This window comes from Blastomonas sp., assembly GCF_046294995.1.
Classification (GTDB): domain Bacteria; phylum Pseudomonadota; class Alphaproteobacteria; order Sphingomonadales; family Sphingomonadaceae; genus Blastomonas.
Map to the genome: position 1 here is coordinate 21102 of NZ_JBKBOG010000011.1, position 26349 is coordinate 47450.

Annotated in this window: 25 protein-coding genes; 14 read left to right on the top strand and 11 right to left on the bottom strand. The window is 64.0% G+C overall.

What is annotated here, in order from left to right; translation table 11 throughout:
• The first annotated feature begins 239 nt into the window (after positions 1-239).
• Both purC and ACK4R0_RS12260 read left to right on the top strand, forming a co-directional pair.
• Complete coding sequence (purC, locus tag ACK4R0_RS12255) at positions 240-1019, top strand: phosphoribosylaminoimidazolesuccinocarboxamide synthase (protein ID WP_054133449.1); 780 nt, start codon at positions 240-242, stop codon at positions 1017-1019.
• A gap of 100 nt (positions 1020-1119) precedes the next feature.
• Positions 1120-4149, top strand: coding sequence for a M16 family metallopeptidase (locus tag ACK4R0_RS12260; RefSeq protein WP_409674257.1), 3030 nt, complete (start codon positions 1120-1122; stop codon positions 4147-4149).
• 14 nt (positions 4150-4163) lie between these two features.
• On the opposite strand, the gene ACK4R0_RS12265 is transcribed toward ACK4R0_RS12260, so the two are convergent.
• A complete protein-coding gene (locus tag ACK4R0_RS12265) occupies positions 4164-4292 on the bottom strand; it encodes a hypothetical protein (RefSeq protein ID WP_409674259.1) in 129 nt (42 codons plus the stop codon).
• 194 nt (positions 4293-4486) lie between these two features.
• Here ACK4R0_RS12265 and purS point away from each other — a divergent pair, with 194 nt between their 5' ends.
• Complete coding sequence (gene purS, locus ACK4R0_RS12270; RefSeq protein ID WP_409674261.1) at positions 4487-4717, top strand: phosphoribosylformylglycinamidine synthase subunit PurS; 231 nt, start codon at positions 4487-4489, stop codon at positions 4715-4717.
• Positions 4717-5391: a phosphoribosylformylglycinamidine synthase subunit PurQ gene (gene purQ / locus ACK4R0_RS12275; protein WP_409674263.1), complete on the top strand. Its 675-nt coding sequence runs from the start codon at positions 4717-4719 to the stop codon at positions 5389-5391. The genes purS and purQ overlap by 1 nt, the downstream gene beginning before the upstream one ends.
• A 3-nt stretch (positions 5392-5394) precedes the next feature.
• Here purQ and ACK4R0_RS12280 read toward each other — a convergent pair whose 3' ends face one another.
• From ACK4R0_RS12280 to glmU, 6 genes are all read right to left on the bottom strand, one after another.
• Positions 5395-7698: a putative bifunctional diguanylate cyclase/phosphodiesterase gene (locus ACK4R0_RS12280; RefSeq protein WP_409674408.1), complete on the bottom strand. Its 2304-nt coding sequence runs from the start codon at positions 7696-7698 to the stop codon at positions 5395-5397.
• Positions 7699-8117: 419 nt separating this feature from the next.
• Positions 8118-8525: a GFA family protein gene (locus ACK4R0_RS12285; protein ID WP_409674265.1), complete on the bottom strand. Its 408-nt coding sequence runs from the start codon at positions 8523-8525 to the stop codon at positions 8118-8120.
• Between the two features lie 6 nt (positions 8526-8531).
• Positions 8532-10355, bottom strand: a complete 1824-nt coding sequence (gene glmS, locus ACK4R0_RS12290; protein WP_409674267.1) for a glutamine--fructose-6-phosphate transaminase (isomerizing) — start codon at positions 10353-10355, stop codon at positions 8532-8534.
• Between the two features lie 15 nt (positions 10356-10370).
• Complete coding sequence (locus ACK4R0_RS12295; protein WP_409674269.1) at positions 10371-10751, bottom strand: PIN domain-containing protein; 381 nt, start codon at positions 10749-10751, stop codon at positions 10371-10373.
• Entirely contained in the window at positions 10748-11122 is a 375-nt protein-coding gene (locus tag ACK4R0_RS12300; protein WP_409674271.1) for a ribbon-helix-helix domain-containing protein, read from the bottom strand. Before ACK4R0_RS12300 ends, ACK4R0_RS12295 begins: the two co-directional genes overlap by 4 nt.
• Positions 11123-11299: 177 nt before the next feature.
• Positions 11300-12658 (bottom strand): bifunctional UDP-N-acetylglucosamine diphosphorylase/glucosamine-1-phosphate N-acetyltransferase GlmU, encoded by a 1359-nt coding sequence (glmU, locus tag ACK4R0_RS12305; RefSeq protein ID WP_409674273.1) that lies wholly within the window; start codon positions 12656-12658, stop codon positions 11300-11302.
• Between the two features lie 94 nt (positions 12659-12752).
• On the opposite strand from glmU, the gene ACK4R0_RS12310 reads away from it, so the two are divergent.
• Positions 12753-13445, top strand: coding sequence for an HAD hydrolase-like protein (locus ACK4R0_RS12310; RefSeq protein ID WP_409674275.1), 693 nt, complete (start codon positions 12753-12755; stop codon positions 13443-13445).
• 184 nt (positions 13446-13629) lie between these two features.
• Here the strand turns inward: ACK4R0_RS12310 and ACK4R0_RS12315 are convergent, their stop codons facing one another.
• From ACK4R0_RS12315 to ACK4R0_RS12330, 4 genes are all read right to left on the bottom strand, one after another.
• Positions 13630-14715 (bottom strand): nucleotidyltransferase family protein, encoded by a 1086-nt coding sequence (locus ACK4R0_RS12315; protein ID WP_409674277.1) that lies wholly within the window; start codon positions 14713-14715, stop codon positions 13630-13632.
• A complete protein-coding gene (locus ACK4R0_RS12320) occupies positions 14712-15605 on the bottom strand; it encodes an HprK-related kinase A (RefSeq protein ID WP_409674279.1) in 894 nt (297 codons plus the stop codon). The genes ACK4R0_RS12315 and ACK4R0_RS12320 overlap by 4 nt, the downstream gene beginning before the upstream one ends.
• 97 nt (positions 15606-15702) lie before the next feature.
• Positions 15703-16014, bottom strand: coding sequence for an HPr-rel-A system PqqD family peptide chaperone (locus ACK4R0_RS12325; protein WP_409674281.1), 312 nt, complete (start codon positions 16012-16014; stop codon positions 15703-15705).
• Between the two features lie 20 nt (positions 16015-16034).
• Positions 16035-16481, bottom strand: a complete 447-nt coding sequence (locus tag ACK4R0_RS12330) for a hypothetical protein (protein WP_409674283.1) — start codon at positions 16479-16481, stop codon at positions 16035-16037.
• A 188-nt stretch (positions 16482-16669) separates the two neighbouring features.
• On the opposite strand from ACK4R0_RS12330, the gene ACK4R0_RS12335 reads away from it, so the two are divergent.
• The 9 genes from ACK4R0_RS12335 to ACK4R0_RS12375 all read left to right on the top strand — a co-directional run bounded on the left by ACK4R0_RS12335 (position 16670) and on the right by ACK4R0_RS12375 (position 26338).
• A complete protein-coding gene (locus tag ACK4R0_RS12335; protein ID WP_409674285.1) occupies positions 16670-17968 on the top strand; it encodes an ATP-binding protein in 1299 nt (432 codons plus the stop codon).
• Positions 17969-18182: 214 nt separating this feature from the next.
• The gene (locus tag ACK4R0_RS12340) at positions 18183-19232 is read left to right on the top strand and encodes a substrate-binding domain-containing protein (protein ID WP_409674287.1); all 1050 of its coding nucleotides are present in this window, start codon (positions 18183-18185) and stop codon (positions 19230-19232) included.
• Between the two features lie 8 nt (positions 19233-19240).
• Positions 19241-20617, top strand: coding sequence for a phosphate ABC transporter permease subunit PstC (gene pstC, locus ACK4R0_RS12345; protein WP_409674289.1), 1377 nt, complete (start codon positions 19241-19243; stop codon positions 20615-20617).
• Complete coding sequence (gene pstA, locus ACK4R0_RS12350; protein WP_409674291.1) at positions 20610-21905, top strand: phosphate ABC transporter permease PstA; 1296 nt, start codon at positions 20610-20612, stop codon at positions 21903-21905. The genes pstC and pstA overlap by 8 nt, the downstream gene beginning before the upstream one ends.
• Before the next feature lie 8 nt (positions 21906-21913).
• A complete protein-coding gene (gene pstB, locus ACK4R0_RS12355; protein ID WP_409674293.1) occupies positions 21914-22687 on the top strand; it encodes a phosphate ABC transporter ATP-binding protein PstB in 774 nt (257 codons plus the stop codon).
• An 87-nt stretch (positions 22688-22774) separates the two neighbouring features.
• Positions 22775-23485 carry a phosphate signaling complex protein PhoU gene (phoU, locus tag ACK4R0_RS12360; RefSeq protein ID WP_409674295.1) on the top strand — a complete coding sequence of 237 codons (711 nt, stop codon included), beginning with the start codon at positions 22775-22777 and terminating at the stop codon, positions 23483-23485.
• A 50-nt stretch (positions 23486-23535) separates the two neighbouring features.
• Complete coding sequence (phoB, locus tag ACK4R0_RS12365) at positions 23536-24231, top strand: phosphate regulon transcriptional regulator PhoB (protein WP_409674297.1); 696 nt, start codon at positions 23536-23538, stop codon at positions 24229-24231.
• Between the two features lie 161 nt (positions 24232-24392).
• Positions 24393-25289, top strand: coding sequence for an SDR family oxidoreductase (locus ACK4R0_RS12370; RefSeq protein ID WP_409674299.1), 897 nt, complete (start codon positions 24393-24395; stop codon positions 25287-25289).
• Positions 25290-25582: 293 nt separating this feature from the next.
• Entirely contained in the window at positions 25583-26338 is a 756-nt protein-coding gene (locus tag ACK4R0_RS12375) for a hypothetical protein (protein ID WP_409674301.1), read from the top strand.
• Positions 26339-26349 lie beyond the last annotated feature (11 nt).

Here is a 26349-nt window from a genome sequence, read left to right on the forward strand (position 1 = left end):
TCCGACAACCACCCATTGTCGGCCATCCGCACTGTTTGAAGCGCCGCCCAATAGCGGACATTGCCATCGGTGCCGAAACCACCTCCCTATCCGGTTTCATGACAGGCCAAATACACGCGCAGACAGCACAATTGCGCGCGCCCGCACAAGCGTCTATAGCGGCGCTGAACTACGCCCCGGCACTGCGCGCTTTGGCCGCCGCTCCGGGGCGTCATGCATTTTATCGGAGTTACCAGCCCATGACCCGCCGCCGTCAGATTTACGAAGGCAAGGCCAAGATCCTTTACGAAGGTCCCGAGCCCGGCACGCTGATCCAGTATTTCAAGGACGACGCCACCGCGTTCAACGCCCAGAAAAAGGGCACGATCAACGGCAAGGGCGTGATCAACAACCGGATCAGCGAGTACGTGTTCACGCGCCTCGCGCATATCGGCATCCCGACCCACTTCATCCGCCGCCTGAACATGCGCGAGCAGCTGATCCGTCAGGTCGAGATCGTGCCGATCGAAGTGATCGTGCGCAATGTCGCCGCCGGATCGATCTGCACCCGGCTGGGCCTCGAGGAAGGCCAGCCGCTGCCGCACACCTTGATCGAATATTGCTACAAGGACGATGCGCTGGGCGACCCCTTGGTCGCCGAAGAGCACATCGCGTGCTTTGGCTGGGCGACGCAGGAAGAGATGCAGGACATCTCGTCGATGGCGATCCGCATCAACGATTTCATGTGCGGCATGTTCGCCGCGATCGGCATCCGGCTGATCGACTTCAAGCTCGAGTTCGGGCGCCAGTTCGATGGCGATTTCTCGCGCATCATCCTGGCCGACGAGATCAGTCCCGATGGTTGCCGTCTGTGGGATCTTGAAACCGGCGAAAAGCTCGACAAGGACCGTTTCCGGCGTGATCTGGGCGGCGAAGTCGAGGCCTATCAGGAGGTCGCCCGGCGTCTGGGCCTGCTCAACGAAGGTGGCGAAAACGAGGTCCTCGATCTCGACAGCCACCGCCGCCGCAAGGGCAAATAAGCGCCGAATTTTTGGCTGATCGCTTTACGTTTCCGTCATCTTGCGTGGCGGGGGCGCGCATGCAACATTTTCGTCACACGCAAACAACAAGCGGGCGGAGATGGATCGAGGCGCGAGGCTTTCATATCGGACGGGACGATCGCTGCTGGCCTGGCTGGCCGCAGTCGCAGTTGCGCTGGGCTCCGCGCCTTCTTTCGCCAATCCGGACGCATCGCCGCCGCCATCGACGCAGACCAGCCAAGCTGAATCCAGCGCCGCAGCTGTCCTTCCGCGCGACGAGGCAGCTGTCGCCAAAGCCTGGGACTATGCCGACAGCGACCTGACCCCCGATCCTGCGATCCGATTCGGCGTGCTGCCCAACGGCATGCGCTATGCCATCCGCCGCAACACCACGCCTCCAGGCACCGCCGTGATGCGGCTGCTGATCAATGTCGGCTCGACCGCCGAAGCCGAAGATGAGCGCGGGCTTGCCCATTTTATCGAACACATGGCGTTCAACGGCACCACCAACGTGCCCGAAGGCGAAATGGTCAAGATCCTCGAGCGGCTGGGGCTGGCGTTCGGCGCGGATACCAACGCGTTCACCAGCTATGACCAGACCGGATATCTGCTCGACCTGCCCAATGTGAACGCCGAGACCGTGGATACGGCGCTCTACCTTTTGCGCGAAACCGCAAGCGAGATCGCGTTCGACGCGGAAGCGATCGAGCGCGAACGCGGCGTGATCCTGTCCGAACTGCGCACCCGCGCAAATTACGCGCAACGCAACCGCGAATCGCTGTTTGCCTTCACCGTGCCCGGCACCCGTATCGCCGATCGCTCCCCGATCGGCGACAGATCGGTGATCGAGACCGCTCCGGCGGAACGCTTCCGCAGCTTCTACGATCGCTTTTACACCCCGGGCCGCGCCACCTTGGTGGTGGTCGGCGACATCGACGTTGCACAGATCGAAGCCAAGATCGTCGCTGGCTTTGGCAACTGGCAGGCCAAGCATGGCGAGGCGCCCGATGCGCCTTTGGGGTCCATCGACATCGCCCGCGCCGACGAGGCCAACATCTTTGCGCATCCCGCGATCGACGAAGTGGTCACCGCGGTCCGCTTCGCACCATTCGTCGACGAGCCAGACAGCCGCGCCGCCCGGCGCGCCAAGCTGACGCGCGCGCTGGGGTACAACATCATCGGGCGCAGGCTGGGCCGGATCGCGCGGCAGGAGAACGCACCTTATGTCGGCGCATCGATCGGGCGATCGGATGTGTTCCGCATGGCCAACCAGTCGGTGCTCAACGTCGCCACCCGCGATGGCGAATGGCAGCGCGGCCTGGCCGCCGCCGAGCGCGAGGTCCGCGCCGCGCTGCGCTACGGGTTCACCGAGGCGGAGCTGGCCGAGCAGCTCGCCAATTTCACCACCGGCTATGAGAACGCGGTGCGCGGCGACCAGACCCGGCCCAACGACCAGCTGGCTGACCAGATTCTGGCAATGGCCAAGGACGGTATGATCGTCACCACCCCCGAGAGCCAGCTCGAGCGATACCTCGCGCTGCGTGATACCCTGACGCCCAAGATCCTGCTCAAGGCGTTGCGTGAGGATTTCGGCACGCTGGACAAGCCGCTGATCCACCTTTCCACCAAGGTCGATCCTGCAGGCGGACCCGACGCAGTGCGCACCGCCTTTGCCGATGCGCGCAAGGCGAAGGTGATGAAGCCCAAGGCGCGCGATGCGCAGGCGTTCGCCTATCAGGATTTCGGCACGCCGGGGGCGGTCGTCGCGGACAGCACGATCGATGATCTCGGGATTCGCACCATTCGCTTTGCCAACAATGTCAGGCTCAACCTCAAAAAGACCGATTTCGACAGGAACCGCGTGCTGGTCTCGCTGCGCATTGATGGCGGCGACCTGCTGTCGTCGCGCGAGAAGCCGGAGGCCACCAGCCTGATGAACATCTTCGTGCGCGGCGGGCTTCAGGCGCACAGCCTGGACGATCTGTACTCGATCTTCGCAGGCCGCGCGGTCTCGCTCAACTTCGGCTCGGGCGAGGATTACCTCGGCGGCTATCTCTCGACAACGCCCGACGACCTGAAGCTGCAGATGCAGGTGCTGACCGCATTCACCACGCAGCCCGGGTATCGCAGCGAGGCGATCAACCAGTATCGCAGCTATCTGCCCAACTTCTACGCGCGGCTGAACGCCACACCCGAAGGCGCGATCGGCAGCAACATTGGCGCGATCCTCTCCGACAACGACCCGCGCTTCTCGCTGGCGGACCGGCACGTGTTCGAGCGGCTGACCTTCGATGACCTGAAAGCCGCGATCGGCGATCGGCTCGAGCGGGGCGCGATCGAGATCGGGCTGGTCGGCGATTTTGACGAGGAACAGGCGATTGCCGCAGTTGCCGCGACCTTTGGCGCGCTGCCCGAGCGCGAAGCGGAGTTTCGCGATTACGGCGAGGCGCGCGCGCGCCGCTTCACCGACAACCGCACCCCGCGCGTGCTCCATCACAAGGGCGAGGCCGACCAGGCGATCGTCGAATTCTATTGGCCGACCACCGACGACGGTGATTACCGCGAGGACGTCCGTCTCCGCCTGCTGGCAGAACTGCTGCAGATCAAGGTGACCGACGAGCTGCGCGAGAGGCTGGGCGCGAGTTATTCGCCGGTGGCGCGCTCGTTCACCTCGTCGATCTATCCGGGCTATGGCTATATCCAGATCAGCACCAACGTCGCATCGCACGATGTCGAGCGGGTGTCGGATGCGGTGCGGCATATCGCGGCGGAGCTTTCCGCCCCGGTGCCGATGGCGGATGCAGTCGTACGCCCCTCGCCGATCGCCGACGACGAGCTGGCGCGGGCACGCACCCCGATCCTGGAAAACATCGCCAACAGCGCGAAGACCAACACCGCCTGGCTGGGGATCGTCGATGCCGCGCAAAGCAAGCCCGCCAAGCTCGACCGCTTCCGGAGCGGCGGCACCGCCTTCGGCACGGTGAGCGCAGACGAACTGCTGGAACTGGCGCGGACCTATCTGCCCCCAGAGCGCGCGGTGCTGGTCCAGTCGCTGTATGACGATGCCGAAGATACCAGCCAGCTGGCCGCGCGCACCGCGCCCGTCATCACCAACGCATCGCCCCGCTGACCGATGTCCTGCCTTCAGTCGCGCGTGCGATAGCCGCTGATGATGCCGAAAAGGAACGCCATGAACAGCGCCAGCTGCACCCGGCCCTGCGGATCACTCCAGCCGACGATCTCGTGACCGAAGCCGAACAGCGCGACAAACATTGCAATTGCCAATCCAGCCATAATGCCCCCGTTTCGGGGAAAAAATATGCGCCACATATTTCCACACGCTTGTTAACGAAGGTTAACGCTGGAGCGCGGTGCGCGGGCTTTGACGCGATAGTGCACGCAGCCCCCTTGCCCCGACGCTGCCGCACGGTATAGGGCAGGCCATTCATTCTGCCAGGAGGACGCCGATGAAGGCCCGCATCCATGTGACCCTGAAAGACGGCGTGCTCGATCCGCAGGGCCGCGCCATCCACCATGCGCTGGAAGGCCTGGGATTTGGCGGCGTCGAAGATGTCCGCGCGGGGCGCCTGATCGAGCTGACGCTGGCCGATGGCACCAGCGAGGCCGATATCGATGCGATGTGCCGTAAGCTGCTGGCCAACATGGTGATCGAAAACTACCGCGTCGAGCTGGTCTGATGAAATCGGCGGTCATCACCTTTCCGGGATCGAACTGCGACCGCGACCTTGCGGTGGCGATCGAACGGGTCACCGGCCATTCGCCGATCCGGTTGTGGCATGGCGAACAGACGCTGCCCGACGGTCTTGACCTGATCGGTGTGCCCGGCGGCTTTTCCTATGGCGACTATCTGCGCTCCGGCGCGATGGCTGCGCGCTCCCCGGTGGTCGGCGCGGTGGTCGAGGCTGCCGAGCGCGGTGTTGCGGTGCTGGGCATCTGCAACGGCTTCCAGATCCTGACCGAAGCAGGGCTGCTGCCCGGCGCGCTGATGCGCAACGCAGGCATCCGCTTTGTCTGCCGGACGGTGCCGCTGACGGTGGAAAACAACTCCAGCCGTTTCACCAGCGGATATGCGCAGGGCGAGACCATCCATATCCCGGTGGCGCATCATGACGGCAACTATTTTGCCGATGACGCGACGCTCGACCGGATCGAGGGCGAAGGCCAGGTCGCGTTCCGCTATGCCGAGCCGGTCAACGGGTCGGCCCGCGACATCGCAGGCGTGCTCAACGCAAAGGGCAACGTGCTGGGCATGATGCCGCACCCTGAACGAATGGTGGAGCCGCAGCACGGCGGCACCGACGGCGCCAGACTGTTCGAGACGCTGGCGCGATCGGTGCTCGAGCGCGCCTGAGCGTTACCCGAAGACCGCAGCGCGGTACTCGCTGAACAGTGCCTGCACGTCCTCGGCGCCCATCGGACGGCCGTAGAAATATCCCTGGATCTTCTTGCACCCCAGGTTGCGGATGACGTGAACCTCGTGTTCGGTTTCTGCGCCCTCTGCGGTCGTGGCCATGCCCAGACTGTCGGCCATCGCAACCACCGCGCGGATGATGGCGATGCTTTCGGGCAGGCCGCGCGCTGCACCCTGAACGAAGCTGCGATCGACCTTGATCGTGGTGAATCGCGTCTTGCTGAGATAGCCGAGCGCCGAATAGCCGGTGCCGAAATCGTCGAGCGAGAGCCCCACGCCCAGCGCCAGTATCTGGTCCAGCGTCTCGCCAGCGCGCGAGCCTTCGCGCAGGAAGACGCTTTCGGTGACCTCCAGCTCGAGCCTTTGCGGGGCCAGGCCCGTCTCCGACAGCGCTTCGACCACGGTCTCGACGAAATCGGGTTCGTACAATTGCTCTGCCGACACGTTCACCGCCAGGCGGATATGTTCGGGCCATAACACGGCCTGCTGGCAGGCGCGGTGCAGAACCCAGTTGCCGATTGGAACCACCAGTCGCGCGTCTTCTGCCAGTGGAATGAACTTGGCGGGCGATACGTGCCCGAATTCCGCGTTGTGCCAGCGGATCAGCGCCTCGAACCCCACCAGCGATTCGCTTTCCGCATCAACGACCGGCTGATAGGCCAGCGTGAACTCGTCCTTTTCGAGCGCCTTGCGCAGCGCCATTTCCATCACGCGACGTTCCTCGGCATGGCTGTGCAGCTTGGGTTCGTACACATTATGGCGTCCGCCGCCCTCGTCCTTGGACCGATACAACGCAAGATCGGCGCTGCGCATCAGCATTTCCACGGTGCGCCCGTCGCGCAGGCCATGCGCAGAACCGATGCTGGCGCCGATGAACAGCGTGTGCTGATCGACCTCGTACGGCCGCGACACGACATCGATGATCCGGGCAGCGAGCTCGGAAATGCGCATGCCGTCGCCGGTGTCGCGCATCACGACGGCAAACTCGTCACCGCCCAGCCTGCCGCACATCTCGTCCTTGCCCATCAGCGAACGCAGGCGAAGCGAGACCTGCGCCAGCAGACGGTCACCGACCAGATGGCCAAGCGTATCGTTGACCGACTTGAACCGGTCGAGATCGATCATCAGGAATCCGCAGCGGGTGTTCCACTGTTCGCACTCCTTCAGCGCCCGGTCGAGCGCCTCGGTCAACTGCAGGCGGTTGGGCAATCCGGTGAGCGTGTCGAAGCGCGCCAGACGGGCAATCTTTTCCGCGCTCTCGCGGCTCTCGGTGACGTCCGATCCCACGCCGCGAAAGCCGATGAAGCGGCCGTTTTCGTCGTACCGGGGCGATGCCGAAAGCGACCACCAGCATGTCCTTTCGGTCCCGACCACCTTGACGACGAGGTTCGAAAAGCTCTCGCGTTTGGTCAGTTTGTCGGAAAGGATATGCAGGCTGGGAGGCAGGTTGCCGCTCTCCCAGTGCTTGCCAGCGATGAGCTGGGTCAGCGGCATGCCTTCGATGTCCTTGGCCTCATATCCTGCGGCAAAGGCGAAGCGCGCGCTGGCAGCGACGATTCTGCGCGAGGCATCGATCTGCCACAACCAGTCGGCATCGCCTTCCTCGAATTCGCGCAGCAGCAGGCTGACCACCTCGTCCTTTTCGGCAAGGCCGACTTCGGAGAGCTTGAACATCAGGAAGGCCCGCGCATTCTCGAACCCAGACAGCGCCAGCAGAATGGAAAAGCATACGATCGCCCCGATGGTGACGATGTCGCCCACCCGCGCAAACGCAACGATCGATGCAGCCATCAACACAAGGTTGAACAGCACCGCGCCCAGCGGAAGGGCGTTGAGCAGCAGCGTTCCGCCAACCACCAGCGCGGCCACGATGGTCCATACCGTCGCCAGCTCGAGCGGCCCGGCCTGGGGCGTGAATGCCAGAATCGGGATGACCCACACAAATGCGATCAGGCTGGTCGCTGCGACCAGCTGCAGCACGGAGCGGCGCGAGACATGGTCGTGATTGACCATCCCGCTCTGCCGATAGACGATGGTGGGAAAATACAGCGCCCCGCTCAGCATCGCCAGCCATCCAGCCAGATGCCACCAGGGGATGAAGCCGGCAAAAAGCTGGCAGACCATCAGCCCCAGCACCAGATTGGTCACCACCCGCAAAATCGCATAGCGGGCCAAGCCGGTATACTGGATGGCGCGGAAATGGTCCCAGTCCCCTGCCGCCGAATCGCGCAGGCCCAGGATGGCCATCACGGGCAGGTCACGCGCCGTGGACGGGTTATGTTTGGTGATGCTCACATGAGCGGGATAGCCAAACAAAGTTAGCGAAGGGTAACTTTAACGGGCGAAAAAGGGTGTCGGCGATCGGTGTCGGGCGTGTCGGGGAGGGTGTCCACCTTCCCCGCAGCGGTGTCATCGACACGCGCTGCGGGCGAAGGGGAAGCTGGCCGCGCCGCCGATTGATCGGCGGACGTGGTTCAGATAACGGCCAGCATGATGACGGCGCTGCTGACGAAGGCAGCGGCCAGATTGAATGCGATACGCATGACGAACTCCTGTCGAATAAGGGAATTTGCCGTGCAGACATCCTGCTCTCTGGGGCGGGAAATAGGTCATAATTGCTGCCATACAAGTGCAATTGTTTTCCATGCACTTGCATTCTTTGCATGTCATTCGTCGCTGGCTAGGCTCGCCCTGGCCGCATCCCAGTTCCGACCGTCAAAAGGCTGAACCTGGTATTCAAGGCCGTGATCGTCATCCAGGCAGCGGAAATCAACGGACCACGCCTCAGGATGAGAACGCGGCTGATAGAAGCTGCGAATGCCGCATATCCGGCAGAACAGATGCTCGGCCGCGCCGGTGCCGAAGCGATAGCTCGACAGGTGATCACCACCTTGCAACAGCCGGAAATCCTGGTGCGGCACGATCAGATGGAGGAACCCGGTCTTGGCGCACATCGAGCAATTGCAAGACAGCAGCCGAACGCTGCGCGCCACGTCCGCCTCGAACCGCACCGCGCCGCAATGGCAGCCGCCGGTGACGGTGACGGGCTGATCAGGGGGGATCGCCAGCGACACTTGCGGTCACTCCACCGTCACCGACTTGGCCAGGTTGCGCGGCTGATCGACATCGGTGCCCTTAGCGACGGCGACGTGATAAGCGAGCAACTGCACTGGGACCGCATAGACCAGCGGCGCGATCAGCGGGTGAACCTTGGGCATCTCGATCGTCGCCAGGCACCCCTCGCCTGCTTCGGCCAGCCCTTCGGCATCCGAGATCAGCACCACCTTGCCGCCGCGCGCGCGCACCTCCTGCATGTTGCTTACCGTCTTTTCAAACAGCGGGCCTGATGGCGCGATGACGATGATCGGCACCGCCTCGTCGATCAGCGCGATCGGGCCGTGCTTCATCTCGCCCGCAGCATAGCCTTCGGCATGGATGTAGCTGATTTCCTTGAGTTTCAGCGCGCCTTCCAGGGCAAGCGCATAATCGGGGCCGCGCCCAAGATACAGCACGTCGCGCGCCTGCGCGATGGTGTGCGCCATCGCCTCGATCTCGGCGTCATACCCCAGCGCCTCGTTGATCGCTGCAGGGGCTTCGATCAGGTGGCGGACGATCTCGGCCTCTTCCCCAGGCGTCAACCGCCCCTTGGCGCGCGCCAGGTTGACCGCCAACGCCGCCATCACCGCGAGCTGGCAGGTGAACGCCTTGGTCGAGGCCACGCCGATTTCGGGGCCGGCATGGGTGGGCAGCAGCAGATCGACTTCGCGCGCCATCGAGCTGGTGGGCACGTTGATGATGCCTGCGGTGGTCACCCCGCCCGCCTTCATGTGGCGCAGCGCCGCCAGCGTGTCGGCGGTCTCGCCCGATTGCGACACGACCACGCCCAGCATGCCGGGTGTCAGCACCGGGTCGCGATAGCGGTATTCAGACGCGACATCGACCTCGACCGGAACGCGCGCCAATTGCTCGATCCAGTATTTTCCGATCATCCCGACATAAGAGGCGGTGCCGCAGGCGATGATCGTCACCCGGTCGATGTCCGAGAGCTCGAAGTCCATCTGCGGTAACGCCACCTTCTGCTCGACCGAACGGATATAGCTTTGCAGCGTCTGCGCGACGACCACCGGCTGCTCGAAGATTTCCTTCTGCATGAAGTGGCGATGGTTGCCCTTGTCGATCAGCGCGCCGGTCACACCCGACAGCGTCACCTCGCGCTCGACCGGCGCATTGTCCGCGCCATAGACCTGCGCGCCCTCGCGGGTCAGCACCACCCAGTCGCCTTCTTCGAGATAGGCGATTCGCTGCGTCAGCGGGGCGAGCGCCAGCGCGTCCGAGCCGAGATACGCCTCGTCGTCACCATAGCCCAGCACCAAAGGCGAACCCAGCCGCGCGCCGATCAGCAGATCGGGATGCTGGCGGAACGCGATGGCGAGCGCGAATGCGCCGCGGAGCTGCGGCAGCACGGTCTTGACCGCGTCCTGCGGGCTGTCGCCGGCCTCGATCCGCTCGCTCAAAAGGTGCGCAACGACCTCCGAATCGGTCTCGCTTTCGAACTTGCGGCCGCGCGCGATCAGCGCATCGCGCAAGCTCTTGAAGTTCTCGATGATGCCGTTGTGCACCAGCGCGACTTCGTCCGTCGCATGCGGGTGCGCGTTCGACGTGGTCGGCGCGCCGTGCGTCGCCCAGCGGGTGTGCGCGATCCCGACATGGCCGGGTGCTGGGTCCTTGGCCAGCACATCTACAAGATTGCGCAATTTGCCCTCGGCGCGCCTGCGCACCAGCTTTCCGTCGTGCACGGTGCACACGCCTGCGGAATCATAGCCGCGGTACTCCATCCGCTTCAAGCCATCGACCAGATCGCCCACGACATCGCGCCGAGCGAGAATTCCAACGATACCGCACATGCAGGAAGGTGCCTTTCAAAGCTGGTAGGGAACGCGGATACCCGGCATCTCTGCCGGAAAATCCTTGGTATTTCGTGTCACAAGCACCCGGCCGCGAATTTGCGCGGTGGCCAGGATGATGGCGTCGGGTGATTTGAGCCGGGGCCTTTCGCGACGAAGGGCTGCAGCCCTGCGCGAAATTTCCTCGTCGATCTCATCGAGTCCAAAGCGGGACAAGAAGCTTGTCGTCCCGCGCACTACTTTATCGTCGCCTTTCGAGAGCACCTCAATCCACGCCATGCGGCTGATCCAGGGGCGCGTACCGAGTTCGACTGCCCGACGTATTTCTGACCGCGCGGGCGGAAACCCGGCGAGAGCATCTATCAGGATGTTGGCGTCGAACGCATAGCCGCTCACTTGGACCCCGGCATCATGACGGGTGGCATCTTGCCTGCTATCATATCCAGGTAGATCTGCCGTTGGCGGTCATCTTCCTCATCGAACATCTCGGGCGACTCGGCGCGGACCTCCTCATAATCATCGTCCCAGTAGTGGGTCCATTCGGCCCGCTTTATCCGGTCGTATTCGCGAGGGTCGCAGCCGATACCAGCGTCCGCCCATATCCCGAACGCCTGGTCAATCCAGCTGGTATCGCCCTCGGCGGGCTGAGGATGATAGGCCGCAACGGCGTCACGCAGAACCGCTGCGCGCGACTTGCCCTGCTCGGCGGCCATCTGGTCGAGTCGTTTGATGTCGTCTTCGGGAAGGTCGGCGAGGATCCGGGGCATGATGATATACTGATATCATATCATGATATCATGTCAAGCTTACACAATGGCCCAATCTTGTCACCGAGGTCAGCACTCCTCCGGACGCCTCGCATTCAACCGCACGCCAGACCATAAAGGCAATCCCGGCGACCAACAGCGCGCACAGCACAAATATGGGGAGAAGCGGATGCTGCCTCATTTGCCCTCGCGTTTCTTCCTGCGCATCGCGTCGTGGAAGCGGTCGGCCCAGCCGGGTTTGACCAGTTGCTCGGCGCGCACCAGGCGCAGTTCGCCATCGGCGACATCGCGCGACACCGCGCTGCCCGCCGCGACGATCGCATCGCGGCCGATCTTGACCGGGGCGATCAATGAGCTGTTCGATCCGATGAACGCGTTCTCGCCGATCACGGTCTGGTATTTGAAATAGCCATCGTAATTGCAGGTGATCGTGCCTGCGCCGATATTCGCGTTCGCACCCACGGTGGCATCGCCCAGATACGTGAGGTGGCTGGCCTTCGCACCGGGGCCAAGCACCGCCTTTTTCATCTCGACGAAATTGCCGACCTTGGCGCCCTGCTGCATCTCCGCACCGGGCCGCAGCCGCGCGAACGGGCCGACCGAACAACCGCTGGCGATGGTCGCGCCTTCGAGATGGCTGAAGGCGTGGATGACAACGTCATCGGCGATGGTGACCCCGGGGCCGAACATGACATTGGGTTCGATCACGACATCGCGCCCGATTACCGTATCATGCGCGAACCACACGGTTTCAGGCGCAATCAGGCTCGCACCATCGGCCATCGCCTGCGTGCGGCGGCGCGCCTGCCAGATGGCTTCTGCTTCGGCGAGTTCGGCGCGGCTGTTGATGCCGATGAGTTCATCGGGGTCGGTCTCCACCACCACCGCGCGGTCACCATCGGCAATCGCCAGCATCACGATATCGGGCAGATAATATTCGCCCGCCGCATTGTCGTTGCCGACGCGTTCGAGCAGCGGCCAAAGATCGGCGGCGCGCACCGCGGTAACACCCGAATTGCACAGCTTCACGCTGCGTTCGTCGTCGCTCGCGTCTTTGAACTCGACCATCTTAGCGATGTTGCCGGCATCGTCGGCGATGATCCGACCATAGGCCTTGGCGTCATCGGGGGTAAACCCCAGCACCGCAACGCGCGGCGCATCGGGCGCGGACAGACGCTCGGTCAGGCGGCGGATGGTATCGGGCTTGAGAAAAGGCGTATCGCCAAAGCAGACAATCGCGATGCCACCGAAATCGGCCAGCGCAGCCTTGGCCTGCAGCGCGGCATGCGCGGTGCCCAATTGCTCGGCCTGATGCGCGATGGCAACGCCGCGCGGTGCAACCGATGCCTCCACCTGCTCGCGTCGTGCTCCCACAACGACGACCTGGCGCGCGGCCCCCGCCGCGCTCAGGCTCTCCAGCAGGTGATGCAGCATCGGAAGACCGGCAACAGGGTGAAGCACCTTGTGCAGATCGGACTTCATCCGTGTGCCCTGGCCTGCCGCCAAAATGATCGCGGCCAGCGCCTGCTCACCCATATTCGAAGTTCTCCGCGTTTCCCAAAGCAGATCGCACAAAGTCTTGCCACGAACCGCTTGCATCTTCCACCTTTTTCGGGCGATGCACGCGCTCATGACAGATTTTCCCTACCAAATCATTGGCTTTGATCTTGATGGCACGTTGCTCGACACCAGCCCCGAACTGACGGTTTCGGTCAACCACACGCTGGCATTGGCGGGGCTGCCGACGCTGACCCAGGACGAGGTCAAGCCGATGGTCGGCCTCGGCGCCAAGCACATGCTGCAGGTCGGACTCGAGCGCGCAGGCAACACCGATCCTCAAGCGTTGCGCGACTATCTGCCGATCCTGCTCGACCATTATGGCGACAATCTCGGCAGCGGATCACCGCCCTATCCCGGCCTGCTCGACGCGATGGCGCGGTTCGACGCGATGGGGGTGAAGATGACCGTCGTCACCAACAAATACGAAAGGTTCGCGGTCAAGCTGCTCACCGAAGTCGGCCTGATCGACCGCTTCGCCTGCGTCATCGGCGGCGACACCATGGGCAAGGGCAAATCCAAGCCCGACCGCGCGCCGATCGACGAGATGATCCGCCGCAGCGGTGGCGAACCGGGGGTGACATCTGCCGCGTTCATCGGCGACAGCATCTACGACGTGATGGCCGCGCACAATGCGGGCATCCCGTGCGTCGTGGTGAGCTTCGGATTTCTGCATCAGCCGGTCGAAAGCCTGGGGGCGGATGCGATCATCGATCATTATGACGAGTTCGTGCCCACACTGGAGCGGATTGCGGCGGGGGGCTAGCTCCCTTTATTCACCCCTCCCCGCCTGTCCCGAGCCCTTCGGCTGGCTGGCAAGCCAGCCGCTCAGGATAAACTTTCCGGCGAGGCCGGAAAGTCGAGGGACGTGCGCGCAACCGTTCGGACATACGTCCCTCGACTTCGCTCGGGAACGCGGAGAGGGAGGCGCATGGGGTGGGCAGGCTACCCTAGCCCCGGTGCCCCTTGCGCCACTTGGTCCACAGGTGCCGCGCCAGCATCGCAGGCGGCATCCGCAGCAGATGCGAGCGAATGTAGAACGCCTGGCGGGTGAGCTTGCGGGTCTTGCGGCCCCAGCCATCGACCGCGGTGATCCGGCGCAGGAACAGCGCATCGCTCGTCGATCCCCTGCCGTTCTCCGGCGAAAGCCGGAGCCCAGGGCCGGCTTGCGCTGTATCCGCCCTGGATTCCGGCTTTCGCCGGAAAACGATAGGGGTGCCGAACAACTGCGCCGACAGTCGCAATGCCCGACCAACCGCGTCGGACAACCCATGCAGTTTCGCGCGCTGCGCCAGTGCCTCGGAAAACCCTTCTTCCTCAACGACAAACTGCCGCACCAGCCGGTCGATGTCCCACAAGTTGCGCATGCCGCCCGACAGATCCCCATCCGCGATCAGATGCGCGGCCGCATGGCAGATGATGTCGGCGGGGCTCAGCACGTAAAGCCCGGACGGCAACACCCGCGCGCTGGCGATCAGCGCGGCGGCATCGGGCTTCGGCCCGGCGGTCAATGGCAGGATCGTGTGATGCACGTCGATCATCCGGTCCCGTGTCGCATGGATCATCGGCGGCAGCTCGTGCATCCATTGCCGGTAATAGGCATCGTCATACGGATCGGGCTTGACCCATTCCCACCCAGCCTTGAACAGCAGCGCCTCGACCTGATCCAGCCCCGAACGCGCCACCAATATGTCGAGATCGCCGATCGAGCGGCCCAGAGCGGCATCATAGCCCGCTGCGGCAAACGCGGTGCCCTTGAGCAGCACGACCTTGCCTGGGTAATCGGCGAGCGCCAGCTTCGCACATTCGGCCTCCCACAACGCCTGGCGCTGGCCGGCGACGTTGGAATGGCGCACATCGGCAAGCACGCGCGCGACATCGGCTGGAACAGGCGCATCGGCAAGCACTTCGGCCAGCGTGCCGATCAGCGAGAGCGCGCGCGCGGCGGACAGCAGGTGCGTCCAGCCGGTCGAATCGAGCCTGGCGACCGAGTCCGGATCGGTGAGCGCGCGCGCGACCGACCAGCCATCGGTCATGCCGCTGCTGCCCTTGCCCCCACTTTGCCCCCCTGCTCGGACCAAAGCCGCTCGACCATCTCGACGCCCTCTTCGCCATCGGCGTAATCGATCGCGCAGGCGGACATCGCGCGGACGAAGCCGGTGAGCGCATCGAACCCGCGCTCGCCCAAGGCGACGTAGTTGGTCGAGGCCTGGGTCAGCCGGACGAAGCTCTCCGCCTCATCGACCCGGCGCACGGCGCGCGGATAGCCGAAGCGCGGGAACAGCAGCAGCGCAGGCCGCGTTTCGCGCGCCATCAGCTCGATCGCCTCGGTGCGCGGGCGCAAGTGGCGGATGGTGCCCTTGGGCGTATCGTGCATCACCGGGCCGAAGCGAGTGTCGTCATCGACCTCGCGCTCCATCGCGGCGATCGCGGTGTTCTTGAGGCTGACCGGGCGCGGAAACGGCGCGATCATCCCGGTATCGGGATCGAGCAGCACGAATTCGTCGCCCAGAAACCGCCAGCCGCGCTCACCGAGCAGCGCCGACAGCGTGGATTTCCCCGCGCCCGACACCCCGGTCATGATCACCGCACGGCCATTGCGCGACACCGCGCTCGCATGCAGCAACAGGTGCCGCCGCCAGCCCAGCGCCATCTGCAGGTTCATCGCCATTTCGGCAGCGAGCAACGCTTGCACGAGCGGCAGCGGAGCCGCATCGGGCAGTGTGAAATCGCCTGCGATGGCGACCTGCGGCTTTATGAAACGCCGCAGCGCCGAGGTCGCCTGCAGCCGCACGGTGAAATCGGGAACGCCCTCGTCTTGCGGGTAATCCTGATACAAATCGCGCAGCTCATCGACCGGCGCGCGCCAGTCGCTACCGATACGGAATCGGGCCGGTCCAACATTGATGGAACAGGAGTGGCGCATGTCTCGCGCCTTACAGCGGGCAGGCACGCTGACAAAATGGAAACAGAAGCTTAGCAGGCCAGGTGAAGCCGATTTGCATCACCCTGATGCAAGCGTGTCACGCATCGGTTACGATTGTTACAAGTCCCAGCGCGCCGAGCTCTGCGAGCCGCTCGCCGACCACGGCTTCGGGCGCTTCGCCGGGATCGTCGCCAACGATATCGAACCGCTCGGCCACCAGCGCGAGCACCTGAGCAGCCGTGGCGCATTGACCGGATTCCAGCCGCGCCAGCGCATCGAGCAGGTCCGGCACCGGTTCGGCCAGCAGATGGGTGATGCCCGATGGCACATGATAGATCGCTTCAAGCCCGCCGAGCGGCACGCGCTTGAGCGCGGCTGTCGGCAATGCCGCAAAGCGTTGCGCGGGCATCGAAATGCGCAAGCCTCCGATCAGCGGCGCGGCATCTGCAGCGAGGCATAGCAGGTAAACCCGCTCTGCCCGTTCTGCAGCTTGCGAATATAGTTGAGATAGGCCTGCGACTGTTCGCGCGAGGTGCCGGGGAGATTTCTGCCCTGCAGCGCCTGGCGGACCTCTTCGCCGGTGAAATCGCGCGGGGATGGCGGGAAGGCTCCGGGCGTATCGGGCGACACCAGCTTGCCGGCGGAATCGATGAACATGCCCTTGCCGCGCTCGGGCACAGGGATCGTGCAGTTGAGCACAGACCCTGCCGTCTGCGCCAGCGCCGGGCGGATGCTGACGACTGCGGACGTGGCGACCGCACCGATCAAGAGCGTGCGCCGAGATGCCGTCCCCCGCGCCAACGGTTCGCCAGCCGCGTCGCGCCCGCCTGTGCCCTTGTCGGCGGCGTCACCCTTGTTGTCGTCGTCAGCGCTCATCTGATATTCCCTGGTGCACTGCATGATCGGCGCACATATTCGGCACAAACCTAAAGACCTTGGGCCCGGCAAAGCAAGCCATTTGATCCGCTGTCCTGCCGCGGGACAGGCGCGATGCGACAGGTAAATCACTCCCGCCCCGTTTCCCCGATAGCGCAGCGGCGCCGGGGCTGATATGTGAGGAGGCCATGGGAGACACTTCGGGATCGGGTCTGAACGGCGGCCGCTTTCTGTTCGCGACAGCCTTGCTGGGCGCGGGCGTAGCGATCAGCCAGTTCGGCAGCAACGGCACGGAGCAGGCGATGATCTGCTTTGCCGCAGGGCTGGTCGCGATCGTGGCGATGGCCGACCTGTCGAGCCCTGCCAAGCACAATCCGCAGGCCGCCGCTCCGATCCGCGAGCCCGAGATCAAGCCGATCAGCCAGCACCGCGACTTCACCAGCTTCATCGACGGCCTCGCCGATCCGGTGCTCGTGCTCACCGGCAACAACGTCCGTCGCGCCAACAGCGCGGCACGCAAGCTGCTGGGCGAATATTGCGTGGGCGAGGATATCCGGCTGGTCATCCGTCACCCGGCGGCAGCCGACCTGCTGGTCGAAGGCTCGGCCGCGGCCGAGGGTCCGATCCAGCTGGTCGGCATCGGCAGCCGCGACCAGCGCTGGGAAATGCTGGTGCGCGACATGCCCGGCGGCGAGCGGATATTGCACCTGTGGGATCGGTCGGGCGTCTATGCCGTCGAGCGGATGCGGACCGATTTCGTCGCCAATGCCAGCCACGAGCTGCGCACGCCCTTGGCCTCGATCAAGGGCTTTATCGAGACGCTCGAGGATAACGAGGCCGGCGCCGATCCTGATACGCGGGCGCGGTTCCTCAATGTCATGTTCCGCGAAGCCAACCGCATGCAGAAGCTGATCGACGACCTGATCTCGCTGTCGCGGATCGAGGCGGAGAAGTTCCGCGTGCCCGACACCCCGGTCGATCTGCCCGATCTGCTGCGCGAGGTGCAGACCGTGCTGCGCCACAGCCATCCCGAACGCGGCGCGGACATCGTGCTCGATATCGCGCCCGGTCTGCCGCCGATGCGCGGCGACCGGATGCAGCTGTCGCAACTGCTGCACAATCTGGTGTCGAACAGCATGAAATACGGCCAGCCCGGCACGCCGGTGACGATGCGGCTGCGCACATCGCGCAACGGCGCGCTGGTGCGGCTGTCGGTCAGCGATTGCGGCGAGGGAATCGCGCCGGAGCATCTGCCGCGACTGACCGAACGCTTTTACCGCGTCGATTCGAGCCGCAGCCGCGCGATCGGCGGCACCGGGCTTGGCCTGTCGATCGTCAAGCATATCGTCGAACGCCACCGCGGCAGGCTGGAAATCGACAGCGAGGTGCAAAAGGGCACGACCATCACCATCACCCTGCCCGCCGACCCGCGCACGCCCCAGATCGGCGGCACCGCCGCGAATCCCGATCTCAGCGTGCCCGCCTGACCCGGGCTGCGAGGTGCTGACGGGTACCTTGTCATAAATCCGTCATGCGGTTGTCATCTTTGGGCAACCCCCCCTCCCTATCCGCACCCGTGTCGGGGGCCGCCATTTCCAGGGAATCGCTGATTTGCGTGTTTCTGGAAGGGCCATGCGTGTCCCTGTATTCCGGATGGACAGGGCTGCGCGGGCGGCCCTGGCTTTAAGAGAGGTTGGGGTTTTGATCAGGAAGCTTGCTTTTGCCTGCCTTCCAGCATTGCTGCTGGCAGGGTGTCAGGACCCGGCATCGACCAACCAGGGCAGCAGCCGGAGCGAGATCCGCATCGTCGGCTCGTCCACCGTGTTCCCCTTCGCCAAGAAGGTGTCCGAGGAGTTCGTCAACTTCGACCCCGAGCGGCGCTCGCCGATCCTCGAATCGACGGGCACCGGCGGCGGAGTCGAATTGTTCTGCTCGGGCGTCGGCGCCAATACCCCCGATATCGTCAACGCATCGCGCCGGATGAAGGCCAGCGAGTTCGAACGGTGCACCGCCAATGGCGTCGATGGCATCATCGAGATCGTCATCGGATTTGACGGCATCGCCCTCGCCCAGTCCCAGAACGGCCCCAAGATCAGCCTGACGGTGGAAGAGTTCTACACCGCGCTCGCGGCGAACCCCTTCGGCAAGGGCCCCAACACGGCGACCCGCTGGCCCGCGATCAACCCGGCGCTGCCCAACACCCGGATCAACATCTTCGGCCCGCCAGCCACATCCGGCACGCGCGACGCGCTGGAAGAAATCATCATGGAAAAGGGCTGCAAGACCGATCCTGCGGTCAGCGCGCTGTCCGACAGCAACAAAGACAGGTTCGAGGAAATCTGCCACTCGGTCCGCACCGATCAGGGCTACACCGACACCGGCGAGAACGACAACCTCATCGTCCAGAAGCTGTCGACCAATCCCGATGCCGTAGGCATATTCAGCTACAGCTATCTGGCCGACAACGCCGATACCGTGCGCGGCGTGCCGATCAACGGCGTCGAGCCAAGCTATGCCACGATCGAGAACGGTACCTATCCCGGCGCCCGCACGCTCTACATCTACGTCAAGAAAAAGCATGTCGACGTCATCCCCGGCCTGCGCGAATATCTTGCCGAGTTCATGCGCGGCGGAGAGCATGAAGGGTATCTCACGCGCATCGGCCTGATCGCGGCACCTGATCGGCTGCGCAATGAAATGCTGGGGCGGATCAAGGCGTTGACCACGCTCAACGGCGCCGAGCTGGAATAGGCCAGGCCATGACCAGCACCGCCATCCTGTTCCTGATTGCCGGCCTCGGGCTGATTACATGGGTGTTCGCGCGCGCACGCGCGGGCCGCTTCATCCAGTCGGGCGCCCCCAGCGTCCACTCGCTGCCCAGCTATCATGGCTGGTACGCCGCGATGTGGGCCGTCGTGCCTGCCATCGCGTTCCTGATCGTGTGGAGTTCGGTCGCGCCGGCGCTCGGCAGCTATGCCGTGCTTGAAAGTCCGCTTGCCGCGCAGCTGCCGTCCGACCCGTTCACCCGCGCCGCGATCCTGTCCGAAGCGCGCGATCTGTCGCGCAACGCCAACCTCAGGGTGTTCAACGATGCCGCCGTGCAGCTGGCGCCGTTGTATGCCGCAGCCGACCGTCAATATGCGCTGATCGGTGCCCTGTGCGCGTTTCTTTTGTGCTTTGCCGGCGGCGCTTATGCCTTCACCCGCATCCGCCCGGATTTTCGCGCGCGCACCCAGGTGGAACGCACGGTGATGCTGGCGCTGCTGTGCGCCTCGCTGATCGCGATCCTGGCGACCTTGGGCATCGTCGCTTCGCTGATCTTCGAGACGGTGCGGTTCTTCAACCTCGTCTCGCCGTTCGAGTTTCTGTTCGGGCTGAACTGGAACCCTTCGGACAAGGTGGTCGATGGCAAGGCAACCGGGTTCGGCGCGGTGCCTTTGTTCTGGGGTACGGTGTTCATCGGCGCGATCATCGCCATGGCGGTCGCAATTCCACTGGGGCTGATGAGCGCGGTCTTCCTGACCCAATATGCCACGCCGACCGTCCGCAAGTGGATGAAGCCGATCCTCGAAATTCTCGCGGGCGTGCCCACCGTGGTCTATGGCTATTTCGCCGCGCTGACGGTGGCGCCTGCGCTGCGCAATTTTGCCGTGATGATCGGGATCAGCGATGCCTCTTCGGAATCGGCGCTGGCTGCGGGCCTGGTGATGGGGGTGATGATCATTCCGTTCGTCTCCTCGATGGCCGACGACAGCATCGCCGCGGTCCCCGGCAGCATGCGCGACGGGTCGCTGGCGATGGGCGCGACCAAGAGCGAAACGATCAGGCAGGTGCTGATCCCCGCAGCGCTGCCCGGCGTGGTCGGCGGGGTGCTGCTCGCGGTCAGCCGCGCGATCGGCGAGACGATGATCGTGGTGATGGCCGCAGGGCTTGCCGCCAACCTGACCGCCAATCCGTTCGCCAGCGTCACCACCGTGACCACCCAGATCGTCCAGCTGCTGACCGGAGATACCGATTTCAACAGCCCGATGACGCTCGCCGCCTTCGCGCTGGGGCTCACCCTGTTCGTCGTCACGCTGCTGCTCAACATCGTCGCGCTGCAGATCGTCAAAAGATATCGGGAAGCTTATGACTGAGGCCGCTACCATGCCCGCAGCCGGGTCCGCCGCAGCGAGCGCATCGCGCAAGACCGACTGGATGGGCGATGCCATGCAGAAGCGGATCGCATCGCGCTATGCCGCCGAGCGGCGCTTCAAGTTCATGGGGCTTGCAGCGGTCGTGCTGTCGTCGCTGTTCCTCGCCTTCCTGCTGTTCGTCATGGTCGGCAATGGCGCCAAGGGCTTCATCAGCACCGAGGCCACGCTGACCGTCGATCTGCCCGCCGCCACCGGCGGCGTGACGCCCGACCAGCTCACCGGCCCGCGCCTGTCCGCCACCATGGCCTCGATCGACATCCGGCGGATCTACGACGACGCGGTGGAGGCGCAATACGGCAGGGACGGCCATCGATACTTCGCCACCACCGCCTGGACCGCGCTGCGTGCCCAGCTGACAGCCAAGCCTGACCTGGTGACGGGCAAGGCGAACTTCTGGCTGCCGACCTCCAGCGAGATCGACCGCGCCGCAAAGGACACATCGACCCCGGAAGCCGAGGCCGATTATTCCAGGCTGCGCCAGGCGGGCGACGTGCGCCAGACGTTCAACTGGAATTTCCTCACCGGCTCCGATGGCACCGATCCTGCACAGGTGGGTATCTGGGGCGCGCTCAAGGGGTCGCTGATCACGATGGTGGTCACGTTGTTCCTTGCATTCCCCGTCGGCGTGCTCGCAGCGGTGTACCTTGAGGAATATGCCGCCAAGAACCGGCTGACCGACCTGATCGAAGTCTCGATCAACAACCTTGCTGCGGTCCCGTCGATCATCTTCGGCCTGCTCGGCCTGGCGGTGTTCCTGCAGTTCTTCGCGATGCCGCGCTCGGCGGCGATCGTCGGCGGCCTGACGCTGGCGCTGATGACGATGCCGGTGATCGTCATCGCCGCGCGCAATGCGATCAAGGCGGTGCCGCCCTCGATCCGCGAGGCGGCCATGGGTGTCGGCGCCAGCCCGATCCAGGTCGTCTTCCACCACGTGCTGCCGCTGGCGATCCCCGGGATCATGACCGGAACGATCATCGGCATGGCGCGCGCACTGGGCGAAACCGCGCCGTTGCTGATGATCGGCATGCGCGCCTTCACCACCACCCCGCCCGATGGCTTCACCGATCCGGCAACGGTGCTGCCGGTGCAGATCTTCCTGTGGTCGGACGAGGTCAACCGCGGTTTCGTCGAAAAGACGTCCGCCGCGATCATCGTCCTGCTCGTCTTCCTGCTCACCATGAATGCGGTCGCGGTCTATCTGCGCAACCGCTTTGAAACGCGATGGTAACGAAATCCATGACCGAATCCGCTCCTGCTCCCAAGATGTCCGCGCGCGACGTAAAGGTTTATTACGGCGACAAGCAGGCGATTAAGGGCGTGTCGATCGACATCGACATGGACAACGTCGTCGCGTTCATCGGCCCGTCGGGCTGCGGCAAGTCGACGTTCCTGCGCACGCTCAACCGGATGAACGACACCATCGCCAGCGCACGAGTCGAGGGCGACATCACGCTCGATGGCGAGAACATCTATTCGAGCAAGATGGACGTGGTGCAGCTGCGCGCGCGCGTCGGCATGGTGTTCCAGAAGCCCAACCCGTTCCCCAAATCGATCTACGACAATGTCGCTTATGGTCCGCGCATCCACGGTCTTGCGCCCAACAAGGCAGAGCTCGACCAGATCGTCGAGAATTCGCTGGTGCGTGCTGGCCTGTGGAACGAGGTCAAGGACCGGCTGAGCGAAAGCGGCACCGCGCTGTCGGGCGGCCAGCAGCAGCGGCTGTGCATCGCGCGGGCGATCGCTGTCGATCCCGAGGTCATCCTGATGGACGAGCCATGCTCGGCGCTCGACCCGATCGCCACCGCCAAGATCGAGGAGCTGATCCACGAATTGCGCGGGCGCTATGCCATCGTCATCGTGACCCACAACATGCAGCAGGCCGCGCGCGTTTCGCAGAAGACTGCATTTTTTCACCTCGGCACCATGGTGGAATATGGCGACACGTCCGATATCTTCACCAATCCGCGCGAAGAGCGGACCCGCGATTACATCACGGGTCGGTATGGCTGATGAGCACATAGATCAGCGACACGGATCGCCGTTCCGGGTTACCCTGGGAAAGACGGCCCCGCCAGCGACTTGATTTGGAAGAAAACGATGAACCACAGCCTGAACGAACACACGCTCAAAGCCTTTGATGGCGATCTGATCACCCTGCGCGGCCTGATCGCCGAAATCGGCGGGCGTGCCGAAAAGGCGGTCGAAGGCGCGATGATGGCGCTCGCCAACACCGACCTCGAACTGGCCAGGCAGGTGGTCGAGGGCGACAAGCGCATCGATGCGCTCGAGGAGCAGATCGACCGCATGGTCATCCAGACGATCGCGCTGCGCGCGCCGATGGCGGACGATCTGCGCGAACTGGTCGCGGCGCTGAAGATTTCGGGCGTGGTCGAGCGGATCGGCGATTATGCCAAGAACATCGCCAAGCGGGTCGCGCTGATCGATCCCGGCCAGCATATCGAGGCGGCCCGGATGCTGCCGGCGATGGCCGATGCCACCCGTCAGCTGGTCGACGACGCCTTCACCGCTTTTGCCAAGCGCGATGCGGATCTGGCAGTGGCCGTCTGCGCACAGGACAAGACGGTCGACGATTTCTACAACAGCATCTTCCGCGCGCTGATCGCGCACATGATCGAAAACCCCGAGCACGTTGGCGCGGGCACGCATCTGCTGTTCATCGCCAAGAACCTCGAGCGGATCGGCGATCATGCCACCAACGTTTCGGAGATGGTCTATTTCGCGGTGACCGGCCAATCGATGAACGAACGCGAGCGTGGCGACGATGCGCTGGCGCCCGACCCCGAATGACCGCATCAACGTTTTGATCGCGACCATTCGCACAAGAAAGCACGAAGACGATGACAACACCCCATCTGCTGCTGGTTGAAGATGACATGGCATTGGCAGAGCTTGTCTCCTGGCACTTCGACAAACAGGGCTTTCGTGTCAGCCAGACCGCCGATGGCGAAGAGGCGATGCTGATCGCGCGCGAGGAACGCCCCGATATCGTGCTGCTCGACTGGATGATCGAGAACCTGTCGGGGATCGAGGTGTGTCGGAGGCTGCGCCGCGACAACAACACCTCGAACATCCCGATCATCATGATGTCGGCACGTGGCGAAGAGGAAGATCGGGTGCGCGGACTGGACATCGGCGCGGACGATTACGTCACCAAGCCGTTCTCCCCGCGCGAGCTGATCGCCCGGGTCAACGCCGTGCTGCGCCGGGTGCGTCCGGCACTCGCTGGCGAAGCGCTGAGCTTCTCCGACATCGAGATGGATACCGTGGGCTACAAGGTGAAGCGCGCAGGCCAGACCATTCCGCTCGGCCCCACCGAGTTCCGCCTGCTGCGCCATTTCCTCGAGCATCCCGGCTGGGTATTCTCGCGCGAGCGGCTGCTCGACAGCGTCTGGGGGCATGACAGCGACATCGAGATTCGCACCGTCGACGTGCATATCCGCCGGCTGCGCAAGGCGCTGAACGCGCATGGCCAGCCCGATATCATCCGCACGGTGCGATCTGCCGGCTATGCGCTGGACAGCGAACTGGCCTGATCGCCGTAACGTCAGCGGCGCTTTACGCGAACGTCAATCGCGCCTGCGGCTGTCCAGGGTCCGCTTGGTGCTTGCCAAGCGCGGCAACATGGCTAAAACCCGCGCCATTCCGCGCGCATTTGCCGCGCCCTGTGTAAAACCTGCCTGAGAGGATTCCTGCCATGACCATCAGTTTCAAGGACCGCGTTGCCATCGTTACCGGAGCAGGCGGCGGCCTGGGCCGTGCTTATGCGATCGATCTGGCCGCGCGCGGCGCCAAGGTCGTCGTCAACGATCTGGGCGGATCGCGCGACGGCACCGGCACCTCGGATGCCGCCGCGCAGGTGGTCGAGGAGATCAAGGCTGCAGGCGGCGAGGCGATGGCCAATGGCGGCTCGGTCACCGAATACGAGCAGATGGTCGAGATGGTCGCCAAGACCAAGGAAGCCTGGGGCGGCGTCCACGTGCTGATCAACAACGCCGGCATCCTGCGCGACAAGAGCTTCGCCAAGATGGAGCCCGCCGATTTCGATCTGGTGGTCAAGGTCCACCTGATCGGCTCGGCCAACTGCACCAAGGCGGTGTGGGAAACGATGCGCGAGCAGAACTATGGCCGCATCCTGATGACTGCTTCGTCGACCGGCCTGTACGGCAACTTCGGCCAGGCGAACTATGGCGCGGCCAAGCTCGGCCTCGCCGGCCTCACCAAGACGCTGTATCTTGAAGGCGCGAAGAACAACATCAAGGTCAACACGCTGGCGCCCGTCGCCGGAACGCGGATGACCGAAGACATCTTCCCGCCCGAAGCCTTTGCCGCGTTCAAGCCCGAGAACGTCGTTCCGGCCGCGGTGTATCTGGTGTCCGAAGACGCGCCGACCAACATGATCATAGGCGCAGGTGCAGGCGCGTTCCACGCGGCCTATGTCACGATGACCCAGGGCGCGGCCCTTCCCGAGGGCGAGCGCACCGCAGAAGGCGTCGCACGGATCTTCGACAAGATCACCGACCGCACCGGCGAGACCGTGCCGCAGTCGGGCAGCGAACAGGCAATGACGATCATGCGCCTGCTGCAGGGCTGATCAGGCAAGAGGCGCCAATATCCCGGATCCGTCACCCCCGCGAAAGCGGGGGTCCCGCTTCTCCGGACGCCAAGGCGCTAAAGCGGGATTCCCGCGTTCGCGGGAATGACGATTGAAATGCGCGAGAGTTACGAGAAATGGGCGCGGCGAGCGATCGTCGCGCCCCTTTTGATTCCGCGCGAAACTGGTGCGCCGCCATCGCGATTCATCACTCGGTGACATTGAGCCGCTATTGCTGCTGCCACCGGAATTGGTGTCGCCGGAATTGGCGTTGGATGTCAGGGGCATTGAGCATGAGCATTTCAGACGGCTTGCGCGGAATAATGACCTTGATGGCTGGCCTTGTCGTGATGCTGTCCGGTTGCGGCAGCGCCTTGCCGGATTATCGCTACCGGCTGACGGTCGAGGTCGAGACGCCCGAGGGGTTGAAGACCGGGTCCAGCGTGGTGGAGGTGTCCACCGCCATCGCGGGCAAGAACAGCATTCCGTCGCCAGGCTATGTTTCCCGCAGGGCGCGGGGTGACGCCGTTACCGTCGATCTGGGCAAGCGCGGCGTTCTTTTCGGGCTGCTGCGGTCTGACGAGAACAGCGACTGGGCTGCTGGCGTGATGTTCGGCTTTGCCCCGGATGTGCCGATACCGCGTGACGCTGATGGCAAATATGACACCGCCGCTCATTTTCGCGCCAGGTACATGGCCATGCTGGAGAACCGTAAGCTGATCGTGCTGCCGGAACGGTTCAAAAGCTCCAAGGGTCTGGCCCGCCCGATGCTGGTGCGCTTTCGCGATATCACCGATCCGACCACTGTGGAGCGCGTCGATCCGGACGATCTCGCGATCAGTTTCGGCGAGGGCGTCAGGCTCAGGCGGGTTACCATTCAGCTGACGGATGACCCGGTGATCACGGGGATAGAGAAGCATTTGAGGTGGTTAGACAGCTACCGCTCGAATAAATTTGACGGCAGCAAATCGAGTATAACTGACAGGCGTAAGAAAAATCTCGCAAGCCAATTATCAGCAGGATCGTTCAGTACGGAGTTTGCCCGATGAACCAAGACGTA